22 protein-coding genes are annotated in these 23,471 nt (G+C 50.9%); 12 read left to right on the forward strand and 10 right to left on the reverse strand.

Features of this window, described 5'->3' with window-relative positions:
• Positions 1-29 precede the first annotated feature (29 nt).
• The 4 genes from WKT13_RS11560 to efp all read right to left on the reverse strand — a co-directional run bounded on the left by WKT13_RS11560 (position 30) and on the right by efp (position 2,944).
• Positions 30-350 (reverse strand): metal-sulfur cluster assembly factor, encoded by a 321-nt coding sequence (locus WKT13_RS11560; protein WP_295311072.1) that lies wholly within the window; start codon positions 348-350, stop codon positions 30-32.
• A 205-nt stretch (positions 351-555) separates the two neighbouring features.
• Complete coding sequence (gene radC / locus WKT13_RS11565) at positions 556-1,245, reverse strand: RadC family protein (protein ID WP_298617591.1); 690 nt, start codon at positions 1,243-1,245, stop codon at positions 556-558.
• A complete protein-coding gene (locus tag WKT13_RS11570; protein WP_340323989.1) occupies positions 1,242-2,237 on the reverse strand; it encodes a glycosyltransferase in 996 nt (331 codons plus the stop codon). Before WKT13_RS11570 ends, radC begins: the two co-directional genes overlap by 4 nt.
• Before the next feature lie 140 nt (positions 2,238-2,377).
• On the reverse strand, positions 2,378-2,944 hold the full coding sequence (gene efp, locus WKT13_RS11575) for an elongation factor P (RefSeq protein ID WP_021994182.1): 567 nt from the start codon (positions 2,942-2,944) through the stop codon (positions 2,378-2,380).
• Positions 2,945-3,128: 184 nt separating this feature from the next.
• Here efp and rpmH point away from each other — a divergent pair, with 184 nt between their 5' ends.
• The 7 genes from rpmH (at position 3,129) to WKT13_RS11610 (ending at position 10,096) form a co-directional block, all read left to right on the forward strand.
• Positions 3,129-3,284, forward strand: a complete 156-nt coding sequence (gene rpmH, locus WKT13_RS11580) for a 50S ribosomal protein L34 (protein WP_021994181.1) — start codon at positions 3,129-3,131, stop codon at positions 3,282-3,284.
• A gap of 1,224 nt (positions 3,285-4,508) precedes the next feature.
• A complete protein-coding gene (locus tag WKT13_RS11585; RefSeq protein ID WP_340323991.1) occupies positions 4,509-5,186 on the forward strand; it encodes a PASTA domain-containing protein in 678 nt (225 codons plus the stop codon).
• A 47-nt stretch (positions 5,187-5,233) separates the two neighbouring features.
• Positions 5,234-6,301, forward strand: a complete 1,068-nt coding sequence (locus WKT13_RS11590; RefSeq protein WP_340323992.1) for an RluA family pseudouridine synthase — start codon at positions 5,234-5,236, stop codon at positions 6,299-6,301.
• An 18-nt stretch (positions 6,302-6,319) separates the two neighbouring features.
• Positions 6,320-7,321 (forward strand): D-alanine--D-alanine ligase, encoded by a 1,002-nt coding sequence (locus WKT13_RS11595; protein ID WP_298617603.1) that lies wholly within the window; start codon positions 6,320-6,322, stop codon positions 7,319-7,321.
• A 53-nt stretch (positions 7,322-7,374) separates the two neighbouring features.
• Positions 7,375-8,541: a 1-acyl-sn-glycerol-3-phosphate acyltransferase gene (locus WKT13_RS11600; protein WP_340323993.1), complete on the forward strand. Its 1,167-nt coding sequence runs from the start codon at positions 7,375-7,377 to the stop codon at positions 8,539-8,541.
• Positions 8,534-9,220 carry a NigD1/NigD2 family lipoprotein gene (locus WKT13_RS11605; RefSeq protein WP_340323994.1) on the forward strand — a complete coding sequence of 229 codons (687 nt, stop codon included), beginning with the start codon at positions 8,534-8,536 and terminating at the stop codon, positions 9,218-9,220. Before WKT13_RS11600 ends, WKT13_RS11605 begins: the two co-directional genes overlap by 8 nt.
• A gap of 54 nt (positions 9,221-9,274) precedes the next feature.
• On the forward strand, positions 9,275-10,096 hold the full coding sequence (locus WKT13_RS11610; RefSeq protein ID WP_340323995.1) for a DUF3298 and DUF4163 domain-containing protein: 822 nt from the start codon (positions 9,275-9,277) through the stop codon (positions 10,094-10,096).
• 784 nt (positions 10,097-10,880) lie between these two features.
• Here WKT13_RS11610 and WKT13_RS11615 read toward each other — a convergent pair.
• On the reverse strand, positions 10,881-11,834 hold the full coding sequence (locus WKT13_RS11615; protein ID WP_340323996.1) for an NAD-dependent epimerase/dehydratase family protein: 954 nt from the start codon (positions 11,832-11,834) through the stop codon (positions 10,881-10,883).
• A 163-nt stretch (positions 11,835-11,997) separates the two neighbouring features.
• Here WKT13_RS11615 and kbl point away from each other — a divergent pair, with 163 nt between their 5' ends.
• Together kbl and WKT13_RS11625 are read left to right on the forward strand one after the other, a co-directional pair.
• Complete coding sequence (gene kbl, locus WKT13_RS11620) at positions 11,998-13,188, forward strand: glycine C-acetyltransferase (protein ID WP_340323997.1); 1,191 nt, start codon at positions 11,998-12,000, stop codon at positions 13,186-13,188.
• Between the two features lie 183 nt (positions 13,189-13,371).
• Positions 13,372-15,561: a CotH kinase family protein gene (locus WKT13_RS11625; RefSeq protein WP_340323998.1), complete on the forward strand. Its 2,190-nt coding sequence runs from the start codon at positions 13,372-13,374 to the stop codon at positions 15,559-15,561.
• An 11-nt stretch (positions 15,562-15,572) separates the two neighbouring features.
• Here WKT13_RS11625 and WKT13_RS11630 read toward each other — a convergent pair whose 3' ends face one another.
• Positions 15,573-16,352 (reverse strand): ZIP family metal transporter, encoded by a 780-nt coding sequence (locus tag WKT13_RS11630; protein ID WP_340323999.1) that lies wholly within the window; start codon positions 16,350-16,352, stop codon positions 15,573-15,575.
• Between the two features lie 1,455 nt (positions 16,353-17,807).
• On the opposite strand from WKT13_RS11630, the gene WKT13_RS11635 reads away from it, so the two are divergent.
• From WKT13_RS11635 to WKT13_RS11645, 3 genes are read left to right on the forward strand one after another with little or no spacing between them, the layout of a single operon-like run.
• Positions 17,808-18,803 carry a YqiA/YcfP family alpha/beta fold hydrolase gene (locus tag WKT13_RS11635; protein ID WP_340324000.1) on the forward strand — a complete coding sequence of 332 codons (996 nt, stop codon included), beginning with the start codon at positions 17,808-17,810 and terminating at the stop codon, positions 18,801-18,803.
• Positions 18,804-18,860: 57 nt separating this feature from the next.
• A complete protein-coding gene (locus WKT13_RS11640; protein ID WP_298617626.1) occupies positions 18,861-19,142 on the forward strand; it encodes a LysO family transporter in 282 nt (93 codons plus the stop codon).
• Positions 19,139-19,741 (forward strand): lysine exporter LysO family protein, encoded by a 603-nt coding sequence (locus tag WKT13_RS11645; protein WP_340324001.1) that lies wholly within the window; start codon positions 19,139-19,141, stop codon positions 19,739-19,741. The genes WKT13_RS11640 and WKT13_RS11645 overlap by 4 nt, the downstream gene beginning before the upstream one ends.
• A 3-nt stretch (positions 19,742-19,744) precedes the next feature.
• On the opposite strand, the gene WKT13_RS11650 is transcribed toward WKT13_RS11645, so the two are convergent.
• The 4 genes from WKT13_RS11650 to WKT13_RS11665 all read right to left on the reverse strand — a co-directional run bounded on the left by WKT13_RS11650 (position 19,745) and on the right by WKT13_RS11665 (position 23,431).
• The gene (locus WKT13_RS11650; RefSeq protein ID WP_298617632.1) at positions 19,745-20,212 is read right to left on the reverse strand and encodes a nucleoside deaminase; all 468 of its coding nucleotides are present in this window, start codon (positions 20,210-20,212) and stop codon (positions 19,745-19,747) included.
• 73 nt (positions 20,213-20,285) lie between these two features.
• Positions 20,286-20,927, reverse strand: a complete 642-nt coding sequence (gene aat / locus WKT13_RS11655; RefSeq protein ID WP_340324002.1) for a leucyl/phenylalanyl-tRNA--protein transferase — start codon at positions 20,925-20,927, stop codon at positions 20,286-20,288.
• Positions 20,924-23,125, reverse strand: a complete 2,202-nt coding sequence (locus tag WKT13_RS11660; protein ID WP_340324003.1) for an AAA family ATPase — start codon at positions 23,123-23,125, stop codon at positions 20,924-20,926. Before WKT13_RS11660 ends, aat begins: the two co-directional genes overlap by 4 nt.
• Positions 23,126-23,128: 3 nt before the next feature.
• Positions 23,129-23,431, reverse strand: a complete 303-nt coding sequence (locus tag WKT13_RS11665) for an ATP-dependent Clp protease adaptor ClpS (protein ID WP_340324004.1) — start codon at positions 23,429-23,431, stop codon at positions 23,129-23,131.
• Between the last annotated feature and the right edge of the window lie 40 nt (positions 23,432-23,471).

Raw genomic sequence — 23,471 nt, forward strand, 5'->3', positions numbered from 1 at the left:
AGCATGTGCGTGGCCTGCTCTCAGTAGGTTCACTCGAAGCCCAGCTCTATTCTCGCTTCCTCGGTCATCATGCTCTTGTCCCACTCGGGTTCGAATACCAGATTGACTGTGGCCGACTTCACCTGGTCCAGCGTTTCCACCTTCTGCCTCACATCTTCGATGATGAAGTCGGCTGCCGGACATGTTGGTGCGGTGAACGTCATGTCTATCACCACATCGTAAGTCGGTTTCACGTCGATGCTGTAGATGAGTCCGAGATCGTATATGTTTACCGGAATCTCCGGGTCGTAGACAGTTTTCAGAATGTCAACGACGCGTTCTTCTATTTTTGTTTTTTCTTCCTGTGTCATGTGTGATGTTTTTATTTAAGGCAAAGATATTGCAGACGGGCCTCCGTATGTTGTGCTTTCAGTTTTCCGAGTGCGGCTATATCTTATGCAAAGATTATGCAAACGGGCGGAAAGAAAGCCCGCTTCCGATTTCCCGAGTGCGGATTATCTTATGCAAAGATAGGAAAAAAATGATAGTCACACAATAAAAATCAGCTTTTTGCTATCACAGTCGCCCCTCTTCGCAATAGCTGTAATACCGTCCGTCGGTGACGATGATGTGGTCGGCCATGTGTATTCTCATTGTCTCGCAAGCCTTCTTCAGTCTCTGCGTCAGCCGGTCGTCGTCGGCACTGGGCGTTGTGTTGTTGCTCGGATGGTTATGGCACAGGGCAATGACGGTGGCGTTGTGCAGTATTGCCTCGCGTATTATGATGCGTATGTCAACGGCAGTCTCGCTGATGCCTCCGTGCGATATGCATTCCTCCTTTATCAGTCTGAAGTTCTGGTTCATAAGCAGCACCCACGCTTCTTCCACGTCGAGGTCCTGCATTTTGGTGTGCATGTGCGAGTAGATGGCGTCTGCCGAGTCGAGACGCGGGCGCGGTTCGACGCCTTCAGCCTGCCGTCGCTTGCCCAGTTCGCATGCTGCCAGCACGGTGACGGCCTTTGCCGGACCCATGCCTTTGTATTGTGTCAGTTCGTGGATGGTTTTCTTGCCTAAGGTGTTCAGGTTGTTGTTGCAGTCGCCGAGTATGCGCTTCATCAGTTCTACGGCGCTCTCGTCGGTCGAGCCTGAGCCTATGAGGATGGCCAGCAGCTCGGCGTTTGACAGGCTTTTTGCACCGTTGCGCATGAACTTCTCGCGCGGACGGTCGTCCTCGGCCCACTGGTTGATGTTCAGTTTGTCGGTCATTTATAGAATGTCTTGTCGAATGCGCTGAACTCATTGCCTCCGCGTACGCAGCGTTTCCACCACGCATTGAAGAATCCGAGGCCGTAGCCCGTCAGCTGTACGAATGCCGCCGCCACGCTCAGCAGGCCTATGCGCAGGCTGCGGTTGTGTATGGACGAGTCGGCAAGTATCATGAGCGCGTAAAGCACTATGGGCGCCAACCACAGCGGTTGGCACATGACGGCTGCGAGAACTATGAGCAATGCCGTGCCGGCAGTGAACGCTGCGGGCATGAGATGCACTATTTTCAGCGATTCGGGGTATTTCTTGTATAGGTTTATACGGGCTATTCCGCTGTTGTATACCTGCCGGAAGAACTTGCGGAAGTCGGTGCGGCGCTTGTGCCAAACCCATGCTCCGGGGAACAGCCGGCACGCGTGGCCCGCCTTGAATATGCGTATGCTGAAGTCGATGTCCTCGCCAAAGCGCATGCGTGAGAACCCTCCCAATGCCATGTAAACATCGCGTCGTATGCCCATGTTGAACGAGCGGGGATAGAACTTGTCCATCTTCTTCTTGCCGCCGCGTATGCCTCCGGTGGTGAAGAACGACGTCATGGAGTAGGAGATGGCCTTCTGTGTGGGTGTGAACGAAGGATGTGCGCAGTCGGGACCGCCGAATGCGTCGGCCGGGCGTGCCTTTAGCTCGTCGTCAACGCTCTGCAGATAGCCGTCGGGTAACACCACATCGCTGTCGAGAATTATGAGATACTCGCCCCGTGCGCGCTCTGCCCCGTAGTTGCGGCTTTGTCCCGGACCGGAGTTTTCCTTCATGTGGTAGTGCAGGTCGAGTCTGCCGGCATAGCTGTCGCACACATTCTTGCAGTCGCGCACCGAGCCGTCCTCCACCACAATCACCTCAAAGTCGGTGAGTGTCTGGCGTGTCATGCTCTGCAAGAGTTCGTCCACTTCGTCAGGACGGTTGTAAACGGGAATAATGAAGCTGTATTTCATAGTCTCCAATGTTTTCGGTTGTTATGACTGTACGCCCTTTACGGCGTGTGTATAATCAAAACGGGAAAAGGTAAAAAGCGGCATGCAGCGTTGCGTGTCCGGTTTTTACCTTTTCCCGTATTTGTTTGTTGTGTCGTTTTTTATTCCTTCACGCGCTGCAGGTAGCTGCCGTCGCGGGTGTCAACCTGGATGAGATCGCCCTCGTTGATGAACAGCGGAACGCGCACCTCAACGCCGGTTTCGAGAGTAGCCGGTTTGGTTGCGTTTGTTGCAGTGTCGCCCTTTATACCCGGCTCAGAGTGTGTGATGCGCAGGTTTGTCTTGACCGGCATTTCGCCGAAGAGCACTGTCTCGTTTGATGCGTCGGAAACAACTTCGATTACGTCGCCTTCCTTCATGTAGTCAACGCCTGTGATGAGGTCGTGAGCGATAGGTATCTGGTCGTATGTCTCCTGATTCATGAAGATGTAATCATCGCCCTCTTTGTAAAGATACTGATATGGGCGGCGCTCCACGCGCACGTCTTCAAGTTTTTCACTGATGTCGAAGCGGCGCTCCAATACGCGTCCGTCAACAACGTTCTTCAGTTTCACGCGCATGAAAGTATTGCCCTTTCCGGGTTTCACGTGCAGAAATTCGATGACGAAGAACAGCTTGCCATCCATGCGGATGCATGTTCCGTTCTTAATGTCCTGTGAATTGATCATATGTGTTTGTCTAAAATTGAATTGTTCGTTGCTTCTTCGTAAATTCGCTGCAAAGTTACGGTAATTTTGGAAAAAAACCTAAATATTTCTGCTAAAAAACACATTATTCTTTGCTAATTAAAAAGAAATGAGTAATTTTGCAGCCCAAAGTGTGAATAATAACAAATAAAATTTTAGATAGAAAATGAAAAGAACGTTTCAGCCTCACAACAGAAGGAGAGTGAACAAGCACGGTTTCCGTGAGAGAATGTCGACAAAGAACGGTCGCCGCGTATTGGCTTCACGTCGTGCTCATGGTCGCAAAAAGCTGACTGTATCAGACGAGCACCACGGCAAATAAGCCGTAATTCCGTCAGGCACGGGATTCTTGTGAGCAGCAAGGAGCAGGGAAAAGACTCTGCTCCTTGCTGTTTTTTATGCCCATGGCTGTGAAGATACGGTCGGTGGGTATTCTGCTCGTGTAATGATAAATCTGTACTGCCCAGACCGGTAAATTATAATTGAAAGTCAGACACAGACATTCCGTGTCTTTTCCTGTGCCTCGTATCAGCTTTTTTAGAGAAAACCCGGACGGCGGACTTACAGTTTTTCTTGACTTTTTTTTGACAAAATAAAATCGCAAAAGAGATGTGGAGGAATGTTAAATAGAATGTAACAAAGGCCGGTTCGTAACTTTTGGCGTTGTCATCTACCCTGAAGCATGGTCCGGGAAAATTCATTTGGCGTTCCGATAATGCCCGTTTGAGGGTCTGATATTATCTGTATCAGGGCATGACATGGTGCGTTTCAGCCCCTGATATGGGCAATATCGCATGCTAAAATGGTGCTTATTGCAGGATGGGAAAGTGTCTGTTATTTGTAAGTATTTGATGTTCAACTATTTACATAAGTCTTTTATTTCTCGCGTATTTGCGTCCGAAGGAGAACTCGCCCGCAAATACGCGTTTGTTTTTTGGGGTAGAACAGAAAACTCGGACGAGAAAACCGCAGGATGCTGAAAATTTGAAAGTGCCTTGGTTGCTTTGTCTTAGGTAGAAGGTGGTAGCGCTGATATGGGACTGAAGCCGGATTCTTTTTATCGAAACCAGTTTCCGCTGAGTTTTGCAGATTCCTTTTTACATGTCGGAGTGTGCATTGTTGTTTCTTAGTATGGTGTGTTAATGTATGCCGGCGGAGCCGTTTTGCTGCGCTCGACGGTCTTTGCGGCACATCAGTTGTGGGGTGGGCGTTGTCCGTGAATGTCCGTATATAGTCCGGAAAAGGCTTTTGAAGTATAGGCTTTCATCTGTTTTGCAAAAATATTCTGCAAGGAAAAAGTCAATAAAATTTGTAACTTCCACGCATGGGTTTTCTGTATTCTGTGTCCGGTGTGTGATGTGTGGTTGTGGCGCAGTGCGGCGGGTGTAGTTCTCCTGTGCCTTCCTTATGTCAGCTGATAGTCTGCATGGCATGCGTGCGGTGCTTCTGACACAGTGTGGCCGGGCCGTTGTTTTTTTACACTTTATGTGTGCTTTTATTTTGTGCATTGAGCAGTTAGTGTTATCTTTGTGCAAAATTAAGTGAGATGAAACCTACGGATTTCTTCAAAAAGTTCAAGAGCTGGTATCTGTGGGGCAATCTGGCAGCTATGGCTCTTGTGGTGGCGCTGGCTTGCTACGGACTGAAATACTGGCTTGGCGTGTACACTCATCACGGTGAGGCCATCGAGGTGCCCGACCTGCGACAGAAGTCGTTCAAGGACGCGCAGCACATTTTGTGTGGTCTCGGACTCGACGTGACGGTGAGCGACACGGGCTACGTGAAGACGCTCTCGCCCGACTGCATACTCGAACAGACGCCTGAGCCGGGCGCACGTGTTAAGAGCGGACGCATGGTGACGGTGATTGTCAATGCCGCTCATTCGCCAATGATAACCCTGCCCGACATTATCGACAACAGTTCGCTGCGCGAGGCCATGGCCAAACTCTCGGCTATGGGCTTCAAGGTGGGCAAACCCGAGTATATCCCGGGCGAACGCGACTGGGTGTACGGCGTGACTGTACGCGGCCGTCAGGTGGTTGCCGGCGACAGGATATCGGTTGATGACGTTGTGACGGTGCAGGCCGGCAGCGGCATTCGCGACGAGTCCGACAGCATAGAGTATGTCGACATCGACGACTTCGAGCCAGTGAACGAAGGCGATGTGGACGAATTCCAAGTGGTGACAGCCCCGATGCCTTCGGAAGAACCGGCAACGGAATGATCTCACTGCATATATAAATATGTGTGAAAACAAAAAAAAGGACATTCATGGCAGACAATATAGAGGACATAGAGGAACTTGACGAGGAGTCGCAACAGCTTTACGAGCACTTCCGCTTTGTGGTGGATAAAGGGCAGGAGGCCCTGCGCGTGGACAAGTACATGTGCGACAAACTGCAGCACTCTAGCCGCAACCGCATACAGAAGGCGGCCGACGCCGGATTCGTGCACGTCAACGACCGTCCCGTGAAAAGCAATTACAAGGTGCGGCCGGGCGATGTGGTGACGCTTATGCTCGACCGTCCGCGCTTCGATTCGACCATTGAGGCCGAGGATATACCGCTCGACATCGTCTATGAGGACAGCGAGCTGATGGTTGTCAACAAGCCTGCCGGACTGGTGGTACACCCCGGTGTGGGCAATTTCCACGGCACATTGGTGAACGCTGTTGCGTGGCATATGAAGGATATCGACAGTTTCGACCCCAACGATCCGGAAGTAGGACTGGTGCACAGAATAGACAAGGACACGAGCGGACTGCTCGTTGTGGCCAAGACTCCGACTGCAAAGACGTCGCTCGGAGCACAGTTCTTCAACAAGACAACCCACCGCAGCTACGTGGCTTTGGTGTGGGGCAACTTCAATGAGGACGAAGGACGAATAGAAGGAAACATCACACGCGACCCCAAGGACCGCCTGCGTATGACCGTATGTGAGCCTGATTCGGGTATCGGAAAGCCCGCTGTGACACATTACAGAGTGCTGGAGCGCTTCGGGTATGTGACGCTTGTGGAATGCATTCTTGAGACGGGGCGCACCCATCAGATAAGGGCGCACATGCGCTACATAGGTCATCCGCTCTTCGGAGACGAACGCTACGGCGGCTGCGAGATACTGCGCGGCAACCGGAGCTCGTCGTACAAGGCATTCATCATGAACTGTTTCAAGCTCTGCAGCCGTCAGGCTCTGCATGCGCGGACACTCGGTTTCCGCCATCCTGTCACCGGTAAGCAGATGGACTTCGACTCTCCGCTGGCCGCCGACCTTGCCGCTCTCATCGACAAGTGGCGCGTCTATATAGCCGGAACCAACAACAATACATTCGAAAATCGGTAACAACGCTGTTATAAAAAAATGGAAAATATAAAGAGAAACATAGCCATCGTATGCGGTGGCGACTCGTCTGAGCACGACGTGTCGATGAATTCGGCAAACGGGCTCTACTCGTTCTTCGACAAGGAACGCTACAATGTGTATATCGTTGACGTGGAAGGACAGAACTGGCATGTCAATTTCGACGACGGCACAACAGCCGCCATCGACCGCAACGACTTCTCGTTCGTCAAGGATGGAAAGGCCGTTGTGTTCGACTATGCATACATAACCATACACGGCACACCGGGTGAGAACGGACTGATGCAGGGCTATTTCGAACTTATCGGAGTGCCTTACAGCACGAGCGGAGTGCTCGTCGAGGCAATGACATTCGACAAGTATGTGCTCAACCGCTACCTGAGCGGCTACGGTGTCAACGTGGCCCAGAGCCTGTTGCTGCGCCGCGGCGAGGAGAATAAGTACAGCGAGGAGGAGATAGAACGCCTTATCGGTATGCCTTGCTTCGTTAAACCGGCGGCTGACGGAAGCAGTTTCGGTGTGTCGAAGGTGAAGAACACCGACCAGCTTGCGCCTGCTCTGCGTGTTGCTTTCATGGAGAGCAACGAGGTGATGATAGAAAGTTACCTTGACGGAACGGAGATATCGATAGGCTGTTACAAGACAAAGAACAAATCGGTGGTGTTCCCTGCAACGGAGGTTGTGACCAACAACGAGTTCTTCGACTACAATGCCAAGTATAACGGTGAGGTTCAGGAGATCACTCCGGCACGTATAAATCCCGACACTGCGGCACGTGTGGCAGAGGAGACATCGCGCATTTACGACATACTGCGCTGCAACGGTATAATCCGTGTGGACTATATCATAACGAAGGACGAGAACGGCAACGACAAGATAAATATGCTTGAGGTGAACACCACACCGGGTATGACAGCCACAAGCTTCATACCACAGCAGGTGCGCGCGGCCGGACTCGACATAAAGGACGTGCTGACCGACATTGTGGAGAACCAGTTCTGATACGGCGTCAGGACTGTTCCTTTTCTTATACCGGACCTGATAATTAAGTTATTATGAACATCGAGTTATTAAGACAGTTTGATGCGATAAGGCCGTTCGAACCGGAAGAGTTGCCTGAAGTCTTTGACCGGCTTATCGCCAACGAGCAGTTCAGAATGGTGGCAGGTGCCATATTCCCGGACATACCGTTCGAGGTGTTGGCTGAAAAGATGCGTTCGTGCAGAACAAATTTTGAGTTCCAGATAGGATTCTGCTATCCTTTCCTTCACGATCTGCTGGCAAAGGCCAGCAAGGGATGCGACATGGACTGCACAGCCATTGACAACACACGGGCTTATACCTTCGTGAGCAATCATCGCGACATAGTGCTCGATTCGGCGTTGCTCAACATTATGCTGGTCGATTCGCACTTCAGTAATACTTGTGAGATTGCCATCGGCGACAATCTTCTGTCGCTGCCGTGGGTCAAGGATCTTGTACGCATCAACAAGTCGTTCATAGTTGAGCGCTCGCTTCCGATGCGCCAGATGCTCATGGCAAGCAAACGACTCTCCGACTACATGCATCTGGTGATCAATGAGAAGAAAGATGGTGTGTGGATAGCGCAGCGCGAAGGACGTGCCAAAGATTCAGACGACCGCACGCAGGAGGCTATCATCAAGATGATGGCCATGGGTGGCGAGGGCTCTGTGAGGGACCGCATAGCGTCACTGCATATTGTTCCGCTGTCCATATCGTACGAGTTCGATCCTTGCGATTTCCTCAAGGCGCGCGAGTTCCAGCTCAAACGCGATGTGGAAGGATGGAAGAAGTCGGCACAGGACGATGTGGTGAGCATGCAGACCGGTATCATGGGCTACAAGGGACACGTACACTATCATTGCGCTCCGTGCATCGACGACTGGCTTATGAGCCTTGATGAAAATATGCCGAAGGGAGATTTCTATCACGCCGTGGCCACACACATCGACCACGACATATTCGCCAACTACCGGCTTTATCCAAACAACTACATCGCTCTCGACATGCTCGAAGGTTCTACTGTGCTCTCGGCACATTATACGGACAAGGACAAGGCCGTCTTCGAGAAATATCTTGAAGGACAGCTGGCTAAGATTGATATTGAGAAACCGGACTACGCGTTCCTGCGTGAGCGCATGCTTACCATGTACGCCAATCCGGCACGCAACCATTTCAGTGTAAGCAAAGAGAATGTATAGAACGGGTGTGCGGTCATTCTTCGGTTTTCTGCTGGCACTGCTTGTGCTTGCCGGATGTTCTGCCGACGGCTACGACAGTGGCGACGGCAGGTATTCGTATCTGCGTGCTGACTTTGTCGAGATGCACGCAGATGCAGGGAAGGCCGTGGATTACGTCGTTACGGACGAAGGCGAACGGCTTGCAGCCGATCCGTCTTTCACGCTCTCGTGGATAACCAAGCCCGATTCGGTGTACCGCGCACTGATGTATTACAACAAGATTTATAGTGAATCAGGCAGTGCCTGCGCCAAAGCCCTTTCGGTGGTGCAGGTACCTGTCCTTGACATCATTCCGTTGCAGCAGGTCGGCGAAGTGCCGTCCGACCCTGTGACATTTGAGAGTGCATGGCTCTCGGCCGGTGGTAAATACCTTAATATGTGTGTGCTGCTGAAGGCCGGAACAACTGATGACAGTGATGCCATGCAGACCATCGGCATTGTGGGAGAACAGACCGTCACGATGCCCGACGGCGGCAGTTGCGCCGTGTTGCGTTTCCTGCACGACCAGGGAGGTGTGCCGGAATATTATTCGGTGCGTAAATATCTGAGCATAAGGACTGCAGATATTGATGCCGACGCCGTCAAGATAAAGATAAACACCTATTCCGGAGAGACGGAAAAGGTGATAAACCTGAATTGATTTTATCTTTTTATAACCCAAACTTAATTATTCACAATCTTAAACACTATCCTTATGAAAAAGGTAACGTTTTCAGCAGTAATGCTGTTTGCCGCTATTTGTGTGGCTTTCAGTTCGTGTGGCAGTCAGAGCAAGGGCGCTTCTGACGCAGACAGTCTTGTTTTCGACAGCATCGTCGTAGATACTGTGGCGATGTTGGAGGGTGACAGTTCTCTTAAATGCGAGATCAATATGAACATTCTTTATGCCAGTGGTGGCAACGCGGCAGCTGTCAACGACACTATAATGAACTCAGGCATATTCAATCCCAATATATATAAACCGCTGGCAAAGGCGGATTCAGGCATCACAATGAGGCAGGCTGTTGACAAGTTTGTCGCTGCATACATTGCCAACTACCGTGAAGAGTGCGGCAAGATGGTGGCTGCCGGTGTGAGAGGAGCGTCTCTCAACTATCAGTATATGGTGAGATCGTCGGTTGCCGAAGGCCGTCCGGGCGTGATAACCTATCAGTTTGACACCTATTCTTTCAGTGGCGGAGCACACGGTATGAGCTTTGTCAAGGCCCTGAACTTCGATAAGGCCACCGGCGCAAAGATAGGAAAAGCCGATTTCTTCACCGCTGATGCCGACAGCGTTGTTACTGGTCGCATCGTGGAAAACCTCTCCGGAAAGTACCAGGCTGCGAATCTGGACGAACTGAAAAAGAAGGGCGTGTTCCAATTCAGCGAGCCTTTTGTGCCCGACAATTTCGTTTTGGGCAAGGACAGCGTGACGTTCATTTATCAGCCTTACGAAATAGCAGCTTACGTGTTTGGCTCGATACGCGCTTCAGTGGCTTATTCTGATATAGATAAGGTCATTGTAAAGAAATGATGTAAGGACTCATCCGACAAATAGGGGAGAATAGAATAGTTACGCATAAATTGCGGATAAACCGGAAAGCAACCGATAATAGCTCACCCGATGAGCTGTCCCCGCAGCATCTGCGCACACTTTAAGTTTCTCTCCTTACGTCTGATATCAGCTTCTTTAAAATAAACCCGGCGGGTGAACTTACAATTTTTCTTGACTTTTTTTTGACAAAATAAAATCGCGAAAGAGATGTGAAGGAATGTTAATACCGGCACAACAAAGGCCATTCCGGCCTGTACGGCATTGTCATATAACAGGCAATGTAGTCCGGAATAATTAGTCTGACATTCTGATTAAGCCCATATTAGCCCTTGATTACGCACGTTTTGGAGTGTAATCAAGGGCATTTTGCACCCTGATATGGGCTGTATCGCATGCTCAAACGGTGTTTTTTACATGGTGAAATAATTGTCTTTAAATGTAAGTTGCTGATGTTCAGTATATTGTACAAGCTTCTTATTTTTCGAGAATTTGCGCCCGAAGGAGAGTCAGCTCGCAAATTCTCGCTTATTTTTCGGGGTAGAACAGAAAACTCGGACGAAAAAAACGCAGGATGCTGAAAATCTGTAAGTGCCCCATTTTGTTTTATCTCAATAGAATAAAACGACGATTGTCCGGTGTTGGAATCTCAGTGTTACTGTAGAAATAAAAAGCTGTCTGATTTTTGCCAGATTGATACAGAAAGACAACGGGCCCGTCGCAGCATGCTGCACGGACCCGTTTGTCATTATTCAAAGTATCACTATTATTTGCCGAATTTGATTCTCAGTTTCTCGATCATGTCTTTTGTCATGGTCTTCATGTCGTAATCAGGCTTCCAGCCCCATTCCTCACGTGCGCATGTGTCGTCGAGAGAATTAGGCCATGAGTCGGCTATCGCCTGACGCAACGGATCTACCTTGTACACCATTTTGAAATCAGGGATGACCTCTTTGATACTGTTGTATATGATTTCCGGGTCAAAACTCATCGACGCGATGTTGAATGCATTGCGGTGAACGAGCTTTGTCGGATCAGCTTCCATTATTTCTACGGCTGCGCGCAGGGCGTCGGGCATATACATCATGTCCATGAACGTTCCGGCGGCGATAGGACATTCGAATGTCTCTCCCTTCACGGCAGAGTAGTATATGTCAACAGCATAGTCAGTGGTTCCGCCTCCCGGAGGTGTCACATAGGAGATAAGACCCGGGAAACGCACTGCTCTTGTGTCAACTCCGAAGCGTGTATAGTAGTAGTTGCTGAGCATTTCGCCAGTCACCTTTGTCACGCCATACATTGTCTTCGGCTCGCGTATGGTGTCCTGCGGTGTGTGATCCTTCGGTGTGGAAGGGCCGAACGAACCGATGGAACTCGGTGTGAAGACGGCGCACTTTTTCTCTCTTGCCACTTCGAGCACATTGAACAGTCCGCCTACACCTATCTTCCATGCCAGTTGCGGCTTTGCTTCAGCCACGGCAGAAAGAAGTGCCGCAAGGTTGTAGATTGTGTCGATGTCATACTTTTCCACGGCATCGGCTATCTGCTGCTGGCTTGTGATGTCAACGATGGCAGACGGTCCGCTTTCCTTCAATACCCCTTTGGGTTCTGCGCCGGGAATGTATCCGGCAACAACGTTGCCGCTGTAAAGGTTGCGCAGCATCATGGTGAGTTCAGAACCGATTTGTCCGGTAGAACCAATGATTAGAATATTTTTCATTGTTGACGATTGATTAGTTTTGTCTTTCTGTAAGCAAAGGTAGACAGTTTTAGCGGTAAAAAAGTATTTTTTACCTTATTTTTTTTGCTAAGAACAAAAAAAATATGAACTTTGTCTTATGACACGACAATAGTGCTTAAACAATATATTAAATCATAAAGCTATGTATGGTAAAATGAAAGAATTCCTTGCGCAGGAATTGGCAGACATAAAGGCTGCCGGATTGTATAAGAATGAACGTGTGATCACCACTCCGCAGCGTGCCGACATCGAGGTGAAGGAAGGTGGTGAGGTGCTGAATTTCTGTGCCAACAACTATCTTGGACTTTCTGACAACAGCCGTCTCATCGATGCGGCAAAGAAAGCCATGGACTCACACGGCTTCGGTATGTCGTCCGTTAGATTCATCTGCGGTACGCAAGACCTGCACAAACAGCTTGAGGCTGCCGTTTCCGATTATTTCAAGACGGAGGATACTATTCTTTACGCATCTTGTTTCGACGCCAACGGTGGACTGTTCGAGTCGCTGCTGACGGACGAGGATGCCATCATCTCTGATGCTCTCAACCATGCGTCGATCATCGACGGCGTGCGCCTTTGCAAGGCAAAGCGCTACCGTTATGCCAATGCCGACATGGCTGACCTGGAGCGTTGTCTGCAGGAAGCGCAGGCACAGCGCCACCGTATCATTGCCACCGACGGTGTGTTCTCAATGGACGGCAACGTAGCTCCTATGGACAAGATATGCGAACTGGCTGAGAAGTATGACGCACTCGTTATGGTTGACGAGTCACACTCTGCCGGAGTTGTAGGTCCGACCGGTCATGGCGTGGCCGAGCTTTACGACGTTTACGGCCGCATCGACATCTTCACCGGTACACTGGGCAAGGCCTTCGGCGGTGCCATGGGTGGATTCACAACCGGCCGCAAGGAGATCATCGACATGTTGCGTCAGCGTTCGCGTCCTTATCTCTTCTCCAACTCTGTTGCTCCTTCAATCGTGGGTGCAAGCATAGAGATGTTCAACATGCTGAAAGAGAGCAACGCGCTGCACGACAAACTGATGGACAACGTAACATACTTCCGCGACAAGATGCTCGCAGTAGGCTTCGACATCAAGCCTACACAGAGCGCCATCTGCGCCGTTATGCTGTATGACGCCAAGCTGTCTCAGGACTTCGCGGCACGCATGCAGGAAGAAGGCATATACGTCACAGGCTTCTATTATCCTGTTGTTCCGAAAGGACAGGCACGCATCCGCGTACAGTTGTCGGCCGGCCATGAGAAATGTCATCTCGACAAGGCTGTCGAGGCGTTCATCAAAGTGGGCCGTGAGCTGAACGTCATCAAGTAATACAGTATTTCCAGATTTTCACATACGGACAATGCAACGGCCTCTGCCTGTCGCGGCAGACATGCGGACCGTTGCATTGTTTTTTATGTTTTTTTGTGTTATTCCCGTTACGTAAAAGTCTGTCTGCATTGTTTTAATATAAAAGCCTTATTTCCGAAACTTAATAATTAAATACACATTTATATGAAAAGAATACTACTACTGCTGCCATTGATGGTGATTGCGGCATGTATGTATGCGCAACGGGCCGATAATTATCTGCCTACCAACAATGCCTACGTGAAACTGACGAAGACCAATATGCCTATTGTCTTCATCAATGTTAACGGGCGGATGATACAGCGTGAGGACCGTATCACAGCCCGGATGAAAATCATAGACAACGGCGAAGGCCAGTACAACTATGGCGACACGATAGCTTATCCGAATCAGAAAGTGGATTATGAAGGCTATGTGGCGTTGAGATATCGCGGCAACTCGTCGTTCAACAGCTCTGACAAGAAGCCATACTCGTTCCGTCCGCTGGACAAACCGCTCGAGCAGGGAGGCGAGAAAAAGAAGGTGGAGATAATGGGAATGGGCAAGGACAACGACTGGGCGCTGCTCGCTCCGTTCTCCGACAAGAGCATGATACGCGACGTGCTCACCTTCGAACTGGGACGTCCGTACTTCGACTATGTGCCGCACGCCAAGTTCTGCGAGCTTATTCTCGACGGAACATATTACGGAGTGTTCATCATGTCAGAGCGTGTGGGAAAGGGAAAGAACCGTCTTGACCTCAACGATCCGGGCGAAGACGGCGGCGATCTGACCGGTGACTATCACGTGGAAATAGACCGTGACGACGAACCTGAGTATTATCAGTCGAAGTATCACCCTGTAGACGGCAACGGCAACGACATAACCTCTAATAAAATAACCTACCAGTATTCGGCTCCCGACTACGAAGACTTCGCCGAACTGATGCCAGGTACAAGGGAAGCGTTGCACAAACAGATAGACGATATGGAGGCTTCGTTCCGCACTGACTATTATACCGACCCGGAGCGCGGCTACCGCAAGTACATCGACGAAACGTCGTTCATCGACTATCTGCTCTCTACAGAATTCTCGTTCAACATCGACGGCTACCGTCTGAGCACCAATCTGTATAAATACAGTGAGACCCGTGCAGCACGTGAGGGGCTTGACCCGCGTTGGAAAATGTCGCTCTGGGATTTCAATATAGCCTACGGCAATGCCAACTACAATCAGGGTGAGCGCACCGATCTGTGGCAGTACGACTTCAATGCGCGCAACAGTGATCCGCAGCTTGTGCCGTTCTGGTGGTATAAGATGACGCGCGACAAGAGCTTCATCAATAATGTGAAGCTGCGCTGGCAGCAGTATCGCAACGGTCAGTATTCAGATGATGCCATCGAAGCGAAGATAGATTCGCTCACCAACATAATAACATCGGGTGGAGCGCTCGGCCGTAACCAGAGCGCATGGAACATCATCGGCCGTCACGTGTGGCCAAACTATTATGTCGGTCAGACCTATGGTGACGAGATAGATTATCTGAAAAACTGGATAAGAAACCGTGTGGCGTTCATGGATAAGAAGCTTCTGCCGCGCGATCCGTCGATACATTACATCCCTGTTGACGTGGTGAGCGGCTGGAACGGCGATGTAATCATCGAGTCGCTGCCCGCATCCTCTCATTCTACGGGTGCTATTGACGGCAACCGCTCTTTCTATTCGGAGAAGGTGATAAACGAGGGTGGACTGCCAACCGACCGCGTCATAGTTTCCAATTCAGACATTGAGTACAGACTGGCGGCTTACGAAGGCAACAACGCCCTGCACCTGACAAGTTCCGGACAGAGCGGCGACATCGTGTTCGACAATCCGTTCTCCACAAGCGAACTGTGCATGCTGGCTACCAGCGGTAAAGGACAGAGCGAGATGGAACTTGTCGTGAACTACACAGACGGCACAAGTTCATCGCCGCTGAAGATTACGGTGAGAGACTGGTCTGTGAGAAATCCTGTAGGTGACGAGGCTGTAACACAGCTCGGATGCATGACCGTGTCTGACTCTTCGCCGGGAAGCGACTGCCATTATTGCCTGTTCGAGCACAGCATAAGCTGCGATGCTGACAGGCAGGTGAAGTCTGTTACGATAAGACAGAGCAACAATGCCACTCTCTCTGTACTCGCATTCTCACGCATGGAGAAGACATCCACCGCCATATCAGGACCATCTGTGACGGGCGAACGCACCGTTGTGGGAATCTATTCTGTTGACGGTGTGAAACTATCGCAGCCGAAGAGCGGACTGAACATCATACGCTACTCCGACGGAACGGCGCGCAAGGTGATTGTGAAATAACGGCGCGGTGCTCACCCGAGCACCACGTCGAGCACCATCATCAGTGCAAAACCAACGGCAAAACCAATGGTGCCGAGGTTGCTATGGTTGCCTTCGGACGACTCGGGGATGAGTTCCTCAACAACGACATATATCATTGCACCTGCTGCGAAAGCAAGCAGGAAGGGCATGACAGGGGCGATGGCCGATGCGAGAAGTATCACGGCCGCCGCCCCTATCGGTTCAACCACACCGCTCAATGAGCCGATGGCGAAGGAGCGTTTGCGACTGTTGCCTTCCGCACGCAGCGGCATCGATATGATGGCACCCTCAGGTATGTTCTGTATTGCTATGCCAAGAGACATCGCCAATGCGCCTGCCGCCGATATACCGGCATCACCTTGCAGCGCTCCGGCTATCACAACGCCCACCGCCATGCCTTCGGGCAGATTGTGGATTGTGACTGCCAGTGACAGCATTGCCGTGCGGGAGAGTTCGCTGCGCGGGCCTTCCGGTTTTGAGTCGCCTATGTGCAGGTGTGGCGTCAGGTAGTCTATGGCAAGCAGGAAACCAATGCCGCACAGGAAACCAATGGTCACCGGCAGTACCTTGGCCCATCCTTCGCCTCCGCTAAGTTCCATGCCCGGTATGAGGAGCGACCACACCGAGGCGGCCACCATCACTCCCGAAGCAAATCCGAGCAGCGACTTCTGCACAAGTGAAGGCATCTCATGTTTCATGAAAAATACGAATGCCGCGCCTGTCATCGTGCCGAGCAGCGGCAGTGTGAGAGCTATTATCAATCCTTCCATAACTGTTTTTATTTTTGATTTTACTTTTTCTTTTGTTCTTCTTACGCCTTTTCTGTCTGAAACAACAGATGTTTTCCGGTGTATATTTTGCAAAGATAGTGAAAGGCGAGTGCAATGACAAACAGAAAAACGAAGTTTTTACATGTTCAGGCATTGCCGAGCCGCCTCCTGTCTTATTGAAAGATAGTGAAAGGCGAGTGCAATGACAAAGGGAAAAACGAAGTTTTTGCATGTTCAGGCATTGCCGGGCCGCCTCCTGTCTTATACGAAGATAGAAAAAGATGCGCACAAAGACAATACGGGTAAACAATGTTTTACTGTTCAATAAAAATTCGGTTTGGAATGATATTATTCATGAACTGCCACAGGGTGATGGCAAACTTATTTATCCACAGGTAGTTCAAGCCGTGACGGCACTGAGCTCATGTAATAATAAATTGGCATTTCCGCAACCGATAAATCGTTACATCAAGAGCGCGTGCGCACCTTTTCCATTATCTTTCTCACACCCGATATCAACGCTTCAGATCAAAACCCGTGTGACCGACTTACGATTTTTCTTGACTTTTTTTTGACAAAATAAAATCGCAAAAGAGATGTAAGGGAATGTTAAATTATGCACATTAAAGGCCGGTTCGTAACTATTGGCGTTATCATCTACCGTGAAGCATGGTCCGGAAAAATTCATTTCACGTTCAGATATTGCCCGTTTCATGGTCCGGTTACGTCTGTATCAGGGCATGATATTAAGCATTTCAGCCTCTGATATGGGCAATATCGCATGCCGAAACGGTGCTTTTTGCATTACGAAAGAATTATTGTTAAATATAAGCCATTGACATTCAGTATATTGCACAAATCTCTCATTTCTTGCGAATTTGCGTCCGAAGAAGAGTCGGCACGCAAATTCTCGCTTATTTTTTGGGGTAGAACGGGAAACTCGGACGGAAAAATCAAAATCCGCTTTCAATTTGAAAGTTGTCTGCATTGTTCCATTCTATAATAAGAGAACGATGCTGATTCTGGATTCATGTCGCAGTTTCGTATTAAGACCGATTCATGCTTGGTTTCTGTTGCGCCGCTTTTTCGTCTTTTTATGTTACCGTAGTGACTTATGTATTATTTAATGTTATAGAAAGGTGAGTGCTGTGCCGGATGCGGAAACATTATCATTGACAGTCAGTCATGGCCCTGGCCGTTTACGCATAGTCTTTATAAACGACAAATGTCTGTATATTTGCGTAAATATATAAAGTCTGTTTTTATGTTCCGGGGCGCAATCTGTGTGATGTAAATTAGGCTCGAGACGAATAAAATGTGTAATTTTGCAGGCGGTCCGTAAGTGGATGCCGTACGGTGCTCAATGCCGTTCGGTGTGTCGGACCGGCCGATACGCCGGCAAGCCGTCGAGGCTTCTGATGTCCGGCAGGATAATTCATAAAAACAGAAAAAGTTATGGAAAACCAGTATGTGAAACAGTTTCCCGAACTCATGTCGGGCAAGAAGATAATGTATGTCCACGGTTTCGGCTCGTCGGCCCAGTCGGGCACGGTGACGCTCCTGCGCACTCTCATGCCTGAGGCCACGGTTGTGGCGCGCGACATCCCCATCCATCCCGCCGAGGCTATGGACATGCTGCGGGCCATGTGTGAGGAAGAGAAGCCCGACCTAATCATCGGTACGTCGATGGGAGGCATGTATACGGAGCAGCTCAAGGGCTACGACCGCATACTGGTGAACCCGGCATTCCAGATGGGCGACACCATGTCGAAACACGGAATGATAGGAAAGCAGACTTTTCAGAATCCCCGTGCCGACGGTGTACAGGAGTTTATTGTCACCAAGTCGCTCGTGAAAGAGTATGCCGAAGCCACGTCCCACTGCTTTGAGGACATCACACCGGAGGAGCGCGGCCGTGTTACGGGACTGTTCGGCGACGAGGATCCGCTCGTGCACACGTTCGACCTGTTCCGCGAACACTATCCCGTTGCCATACATTTTCATGGTGAGCACCGGCTCACGGACAAGGTGGCGCTCCACTATCTCGTGCCTGTCATCCGACGCATAGACGACCGTCAGGAAGGACGCCAGCGTCCCATCGTGCTCATAGACATCTCGACGCTTGCCGACAGCTATCGTAACGCCACGGCAAGCATGCACAAGGCCTACGAGATGCTTATCGAACACTACGACGTTTATGTGGTTGCTCCGGCACCGTTCAATGAGAGCGGCAGCATGGCGGAGACCGTGGCGTGGGTGGAGAAGTTTCTCAGTGCTCCGGCACACGACCGCATCGTGTTCGCCAACCAGCGTCAGGTGCTCTACGGCGACTATCTCATAACCGACCACGAGTGCGACGATTTTATAGGCACTACGGTGGTGTGGGGCAGCGACGAGTTCAAGACGTGGGAGGAAATCATCGTCTTCTTCGACCGTCTTGGCGGTCAGTAATCATGTGACGCACGACTTGTAGGATAATGTTCTGAGAAAAATAATAAACGCAAACAGATGTTTACGGTAATAATCATAATGCTTTGCGGCGTGCTCGCAGGACGACTTGTGGGCATGAAGTGCCGCCCGGTGGTGTCGCGAGTGGTGACAGTGCTTATATGGGTTCTGCTTTTCATGCTCGGTGTGGAGGTGGGTGCCGATCCGCGAATCACGGGCAACGTGTTCACGCTTGGGCTCGACGCGCTGGTCGTTGCGGCGGGCTGTGTTGTGGGAAGTGTGCTTCTTTCGTGGGTGATGTGGCGCATGGTGCGCGGTACTGAAACAAAGGAGGAGAAATGAAAGGAAGTATCATCATAACAGCTTTTTTCGCCGTCGGAGTGGCGTGTGGCGTGCTTCATCTCATACCGGAAGGTTTTGTCAATGGTCGTACAAGCTTCTTCGTGCTGTGTGCGCTCATGTTCAGTGTGGGCATGTCGATAGGATGCGACTCTGCCACGCTGCGTAGTTTCAGACAACTCAATCCGCGTCTGGCCCTGCTTCCGTTTGTAACTATTGTCGGTACGCTTGCCGGCAGCATGGCGTCATCGCTCGTTCTGCCTCACCGCACGCTGACCGACTGTCTCGCTCTCGGTTCCGGCATGGGTTATTATTCGCTTTCCAGCATATTCATAACCGAGTATCGCGGTGCTGAATTGGGCACAGTGGCTCTTCTGACAAATATTTTCCGTGAACTTGCGGCGTTGCTTCTCGCTCCGTTTATAGCCCGCCATTTCGGCAAACTTGCGCCTATATCCGTCGGCGGAGCAACAACCATGGACACCACGCTGCCTGTAATCACGCGCAGCGTGGGGTCGCAGTATGTCGTATTATCGGTTTTCCATGGTTTTGTTACTGACTTCAGCGTGCCGTTCCTCGTAACGTTCTTCTGCACGCTCTGATTGTCAGTATTCGGTCTTCTCGCTGCTTTCTTCCCACATCCGGAATGCTTTTATTGCCTCTTCGGGAAGGAGCAGTTCCATCTTCTTCTGTCGCTCGGACGGCGCGAGAGGTATTTCCTGATAGATGAAGTCATCGTCGAATCCTATCTTGGCGGCATCCTTGCGGTTGTTCGCATAGTATATCTTGTCAAGACGTGCCCAATATATGGCACCCAGACACATGGGGCAGGGTTCGCACGAGGTGTATATCTCGCAGCCTTCCAGACAGAACGTGCCCAGCTTTGCGGTGGCGCGGCGTATGCAGTTCACCTCGGCATGGGCCGTGGGATCATTGTCTATCGTCACACTGTTGGAGGCCTCGGCCACTATCTCACCGTTGCGTGCTATCACGGCACCGAATGGTCCGCCGCCGTTTCTTACGCTTTCTTCCGACAGAGCGATGGCTCTGCGCATCAGATCTTTCTTGTCCATAGTCCTTGTTTTTGTGTGCACTCCGTATGGGAATGCCGGGTTCATGTTTCTGTTGTCTATTTATTGCGGGTTCTTAACCGCGCACAATCTTCATGTATTTGTCGTAGCTGATATGCCGTCCGCCCATCGACTTGAGGTGGGGTGTCTCAAACTGGCAGTCAATCATTGCGCCGCCGTGCTCTTCCATGTAGCGTGCGAGGTGTATGAGTGCCAGCTTGCTTGCGCTCGGAACAAGTGAGAACATGCTCTCTCCGAAGAAACAGCGGCCAAGACATACACCGTACAGCCCGCCGACGAGCTTGTCGCCGTCCCACACTTCCACGCTTGCTGCGAAGCCCTGTTCGTGCATCGCCTCGTAAGCCCGGGTCATTTCGCTTCCAAGCCATGCTCCTTCCTCGCTTATGCGCAGTTGTCCGCAGTTGGTTATCACGCCGTGGAAGTCGTGGTTTATGGTCATTGTGTATCGGCCTTTGTTCATGAGTGTGCGCATCGAATGCGACACATGAATCTCCTTCGGGAAAATGACGAAACGGTCCATCGGGCAATACCAGTGTATCTCGTCGGCCCAACGGAACGCGTACCACGGGAATATGCCGTTGGAGTAGGCCAGTATCAGGCGGTCGATGCTCAGGTCGCCGCCCACTGCGAACATTCCGTCAGGATCGCCAAGCCGCGGGTCCGGGAACGCCAGTTCGTTGTCAATGCGGAATATCATTGTGCTATCGCCGGTTTGTCGTCGATTATGTCAATCATCGCCTCGCCTCCTTTGGCCAGCCGGCCGAACAGTATCTCATGTGTGAGCATGGGTTTCAGGTGACGGCTTATGATGCGATCGAGCTCACGCGCACCGTATTCTTTGGTGAAGCCACGCTTCAGAATCCACTGCCGTGCAGCGTCGCTGAGCTTCATGGTGATGTTCTTCCTGCTGAGCTTCTCCTGCAGTTCGCCGAGTTTCTTGTCCATTATGAGCGCTGCCATGTGCATGTCCATGTCGTGGAATACCACCGTTGCGGACAGTCGGTTGATGAATTCGGGCTTGAAAGTCTTCTTCACCTGTTTCATCATTGCGTCGCCCTGCGATATTCCTCCAGCGAATCCCACCTGGGCACGCGATGCATATTGTGCTCCGGCGTTGCTCGTCATGATTATCACAACGTTGCGGAAATCGGCCTTCTGTCCCTTGTTGTCGGTCAGACGGGCATAGTCCATCACCTGCAGAAGTATGTTGTATATGTCCGGATGGGCCTTTTCTATCTCGTCGAACAGCAGCACGCAGTTCGGAGTCTTGCGTATGGCGTCGGTCAGTTGTCCGCCGTCCTCATAGCCTACGTAGCCAGCCGGCGAGCCGATGAGCTTTGCCACGGTGTGCTTCTCGGTGTATTCGCTCATGTCGAAGCGCACGAGCGATATGCCCAGCTCGGCGGCGAGGACGCGCGCCACTTCAGTTTTTCCGACTCCGGTAGGACCGACGAAGAGCAGACTTGCCAACGGTTTGTTGTCGTCGAGCAGCCCGGCTTTTGCCATCTGCACGGCTTCCACCACCTGGCTCACGGCTTCGTCCTGACCGTAGATCTTGGCTTTGATGTTCTGTTCGAGTGAGGCCAGTCTTGTGTTGTCGTCTTCCTTCATCACGGCTGCGTCTATCTTGCACATCTTCATGAGCACTTCCGTCATCAGATTTTTGTCCACAACCTGCCGTTCTCCGTCCGAAGGATGGGTGTCACGATAGGCTCCCGCCTCGTCGATTATGTCTATCGCCTTGTCGGGAAGAAATCTGTCGTTTATGTGCTGAGCTGCCATGCGCACCGCATATCCGATGCTTTCTTCAGTGTATTCCACGCTGTGGAACTCCTCATATCTGGCTTTCAGCCCGTCGATTATCTTTATGGTCTCTTCCACATTGGGCTCGGCTATGTCTATCTGTTGGAACCGTCGCACAATGCCACGGCTCCGTGCCATGTGTCGGTTGTACTCATCGTAGGTGGTGGAACCTATGAAACGTATGTTGCTGTTCTCCATATAAGGTTTCAGCATGTTCGAAGCGTCGAGCGCTCCGTCGCTTCCACGTCCGGCACCCATCATGTTGTGAATCTCGTCTATATAGACAATGGCGTTGCCTTCGGCGCTTATTCCGTCCATGACGAGTTTCATTCTCTTTTCGAAGTCGCCCCTGAACTGTGTTCCGGCAAGCATCGTGCTCATGTCCATCTGATAGACACGGCATCCTTTTAGTTTCTCGGGCACGTCGCCTTTAGCTATTTTTGCTACGAGTCCTCGCACCAAAGCCGTCTTGCCGACGCCCGGTTCGCCTACGTGCAGAGGATTGTTCTTGTCCTTGCGGCACAGCACCTGTATGGTGCGTTCCATCTCCTCGTCGCGTCCGATGAGCGGAGTGAATGTGTCGGCTATGTCGTTCATGCATGTCACAAGGCTTCTCCACGTCTCCTTCGGCTGCTCTTCGGGTTTGTCAGACGTCTCCTGTGACGGATGCGAGGATATGAGCAGGCTGATGAAATCGCCCACGTTGTCACCGAGATATTTTTTCATCAGCATTGTAGCCTCTGAATCCTCAAGATTGAGCAGTCCCACGGTGAGATGCGGAATGTCCACTCTTTGGGCTCCCGACTGCTCCACCTGGGCTGTCGCTATCTCCAGCATCTGTCCGAACTGTACCGATGCGTCGGGGTTGTATTCGGCTTTCTCCGGCACCACCTCCACAGTGGCCATATATTCGTTGAGCTCCTTATACATTTCCTCGACGTTGCATCCCACAGTGTAAAGTGCCTCTATGAACGGTCTGTAGTTGAGCAATGCCATGAGCACATGCTCCGGCATGACAAACTCGTTGCGCAGTCTTTTGCAGTAGGTGAGCGCCAGCGACAGTATCTTGTTCAAATTTACGTTCTCTTCCATAATCTATTCAGGTTGGCAACTGAACCGTAGAGGAAAATTCTGCTCGCGTGCCATGCGTGTCGCTTTCTTTATTTTGGACAGCGCGACGTCATAGCTGTATATTCCCACAACATCCTGTCCGTTGCGGTGAACGTTGAGCATCATACGCTCTGCTTCCTCAGCCGTCTTGAAGAAAACGGTCTTCAGCACCGTCACGACAAACTCCATTGTTGTGAAATCGTCGTTGTGTATGATGACCTTATACCTTCTCGGCTCACACGTTCCTATGTGTTCGCGTTCGCGTATGGATGATTGTTCTTTTGCCATATATTACATTCCTTTATATAAGCTGCCTTGTGTCGGTGTG

It is taken from the genome of Prevotella sp. HCN-7019 (genome assembly GCF_037890215.1).
Lineage (GTDB): Bacteria > Bacteroidota > Bacteroidia > Bacteroidales > Bacteroidaceae > Prevotella.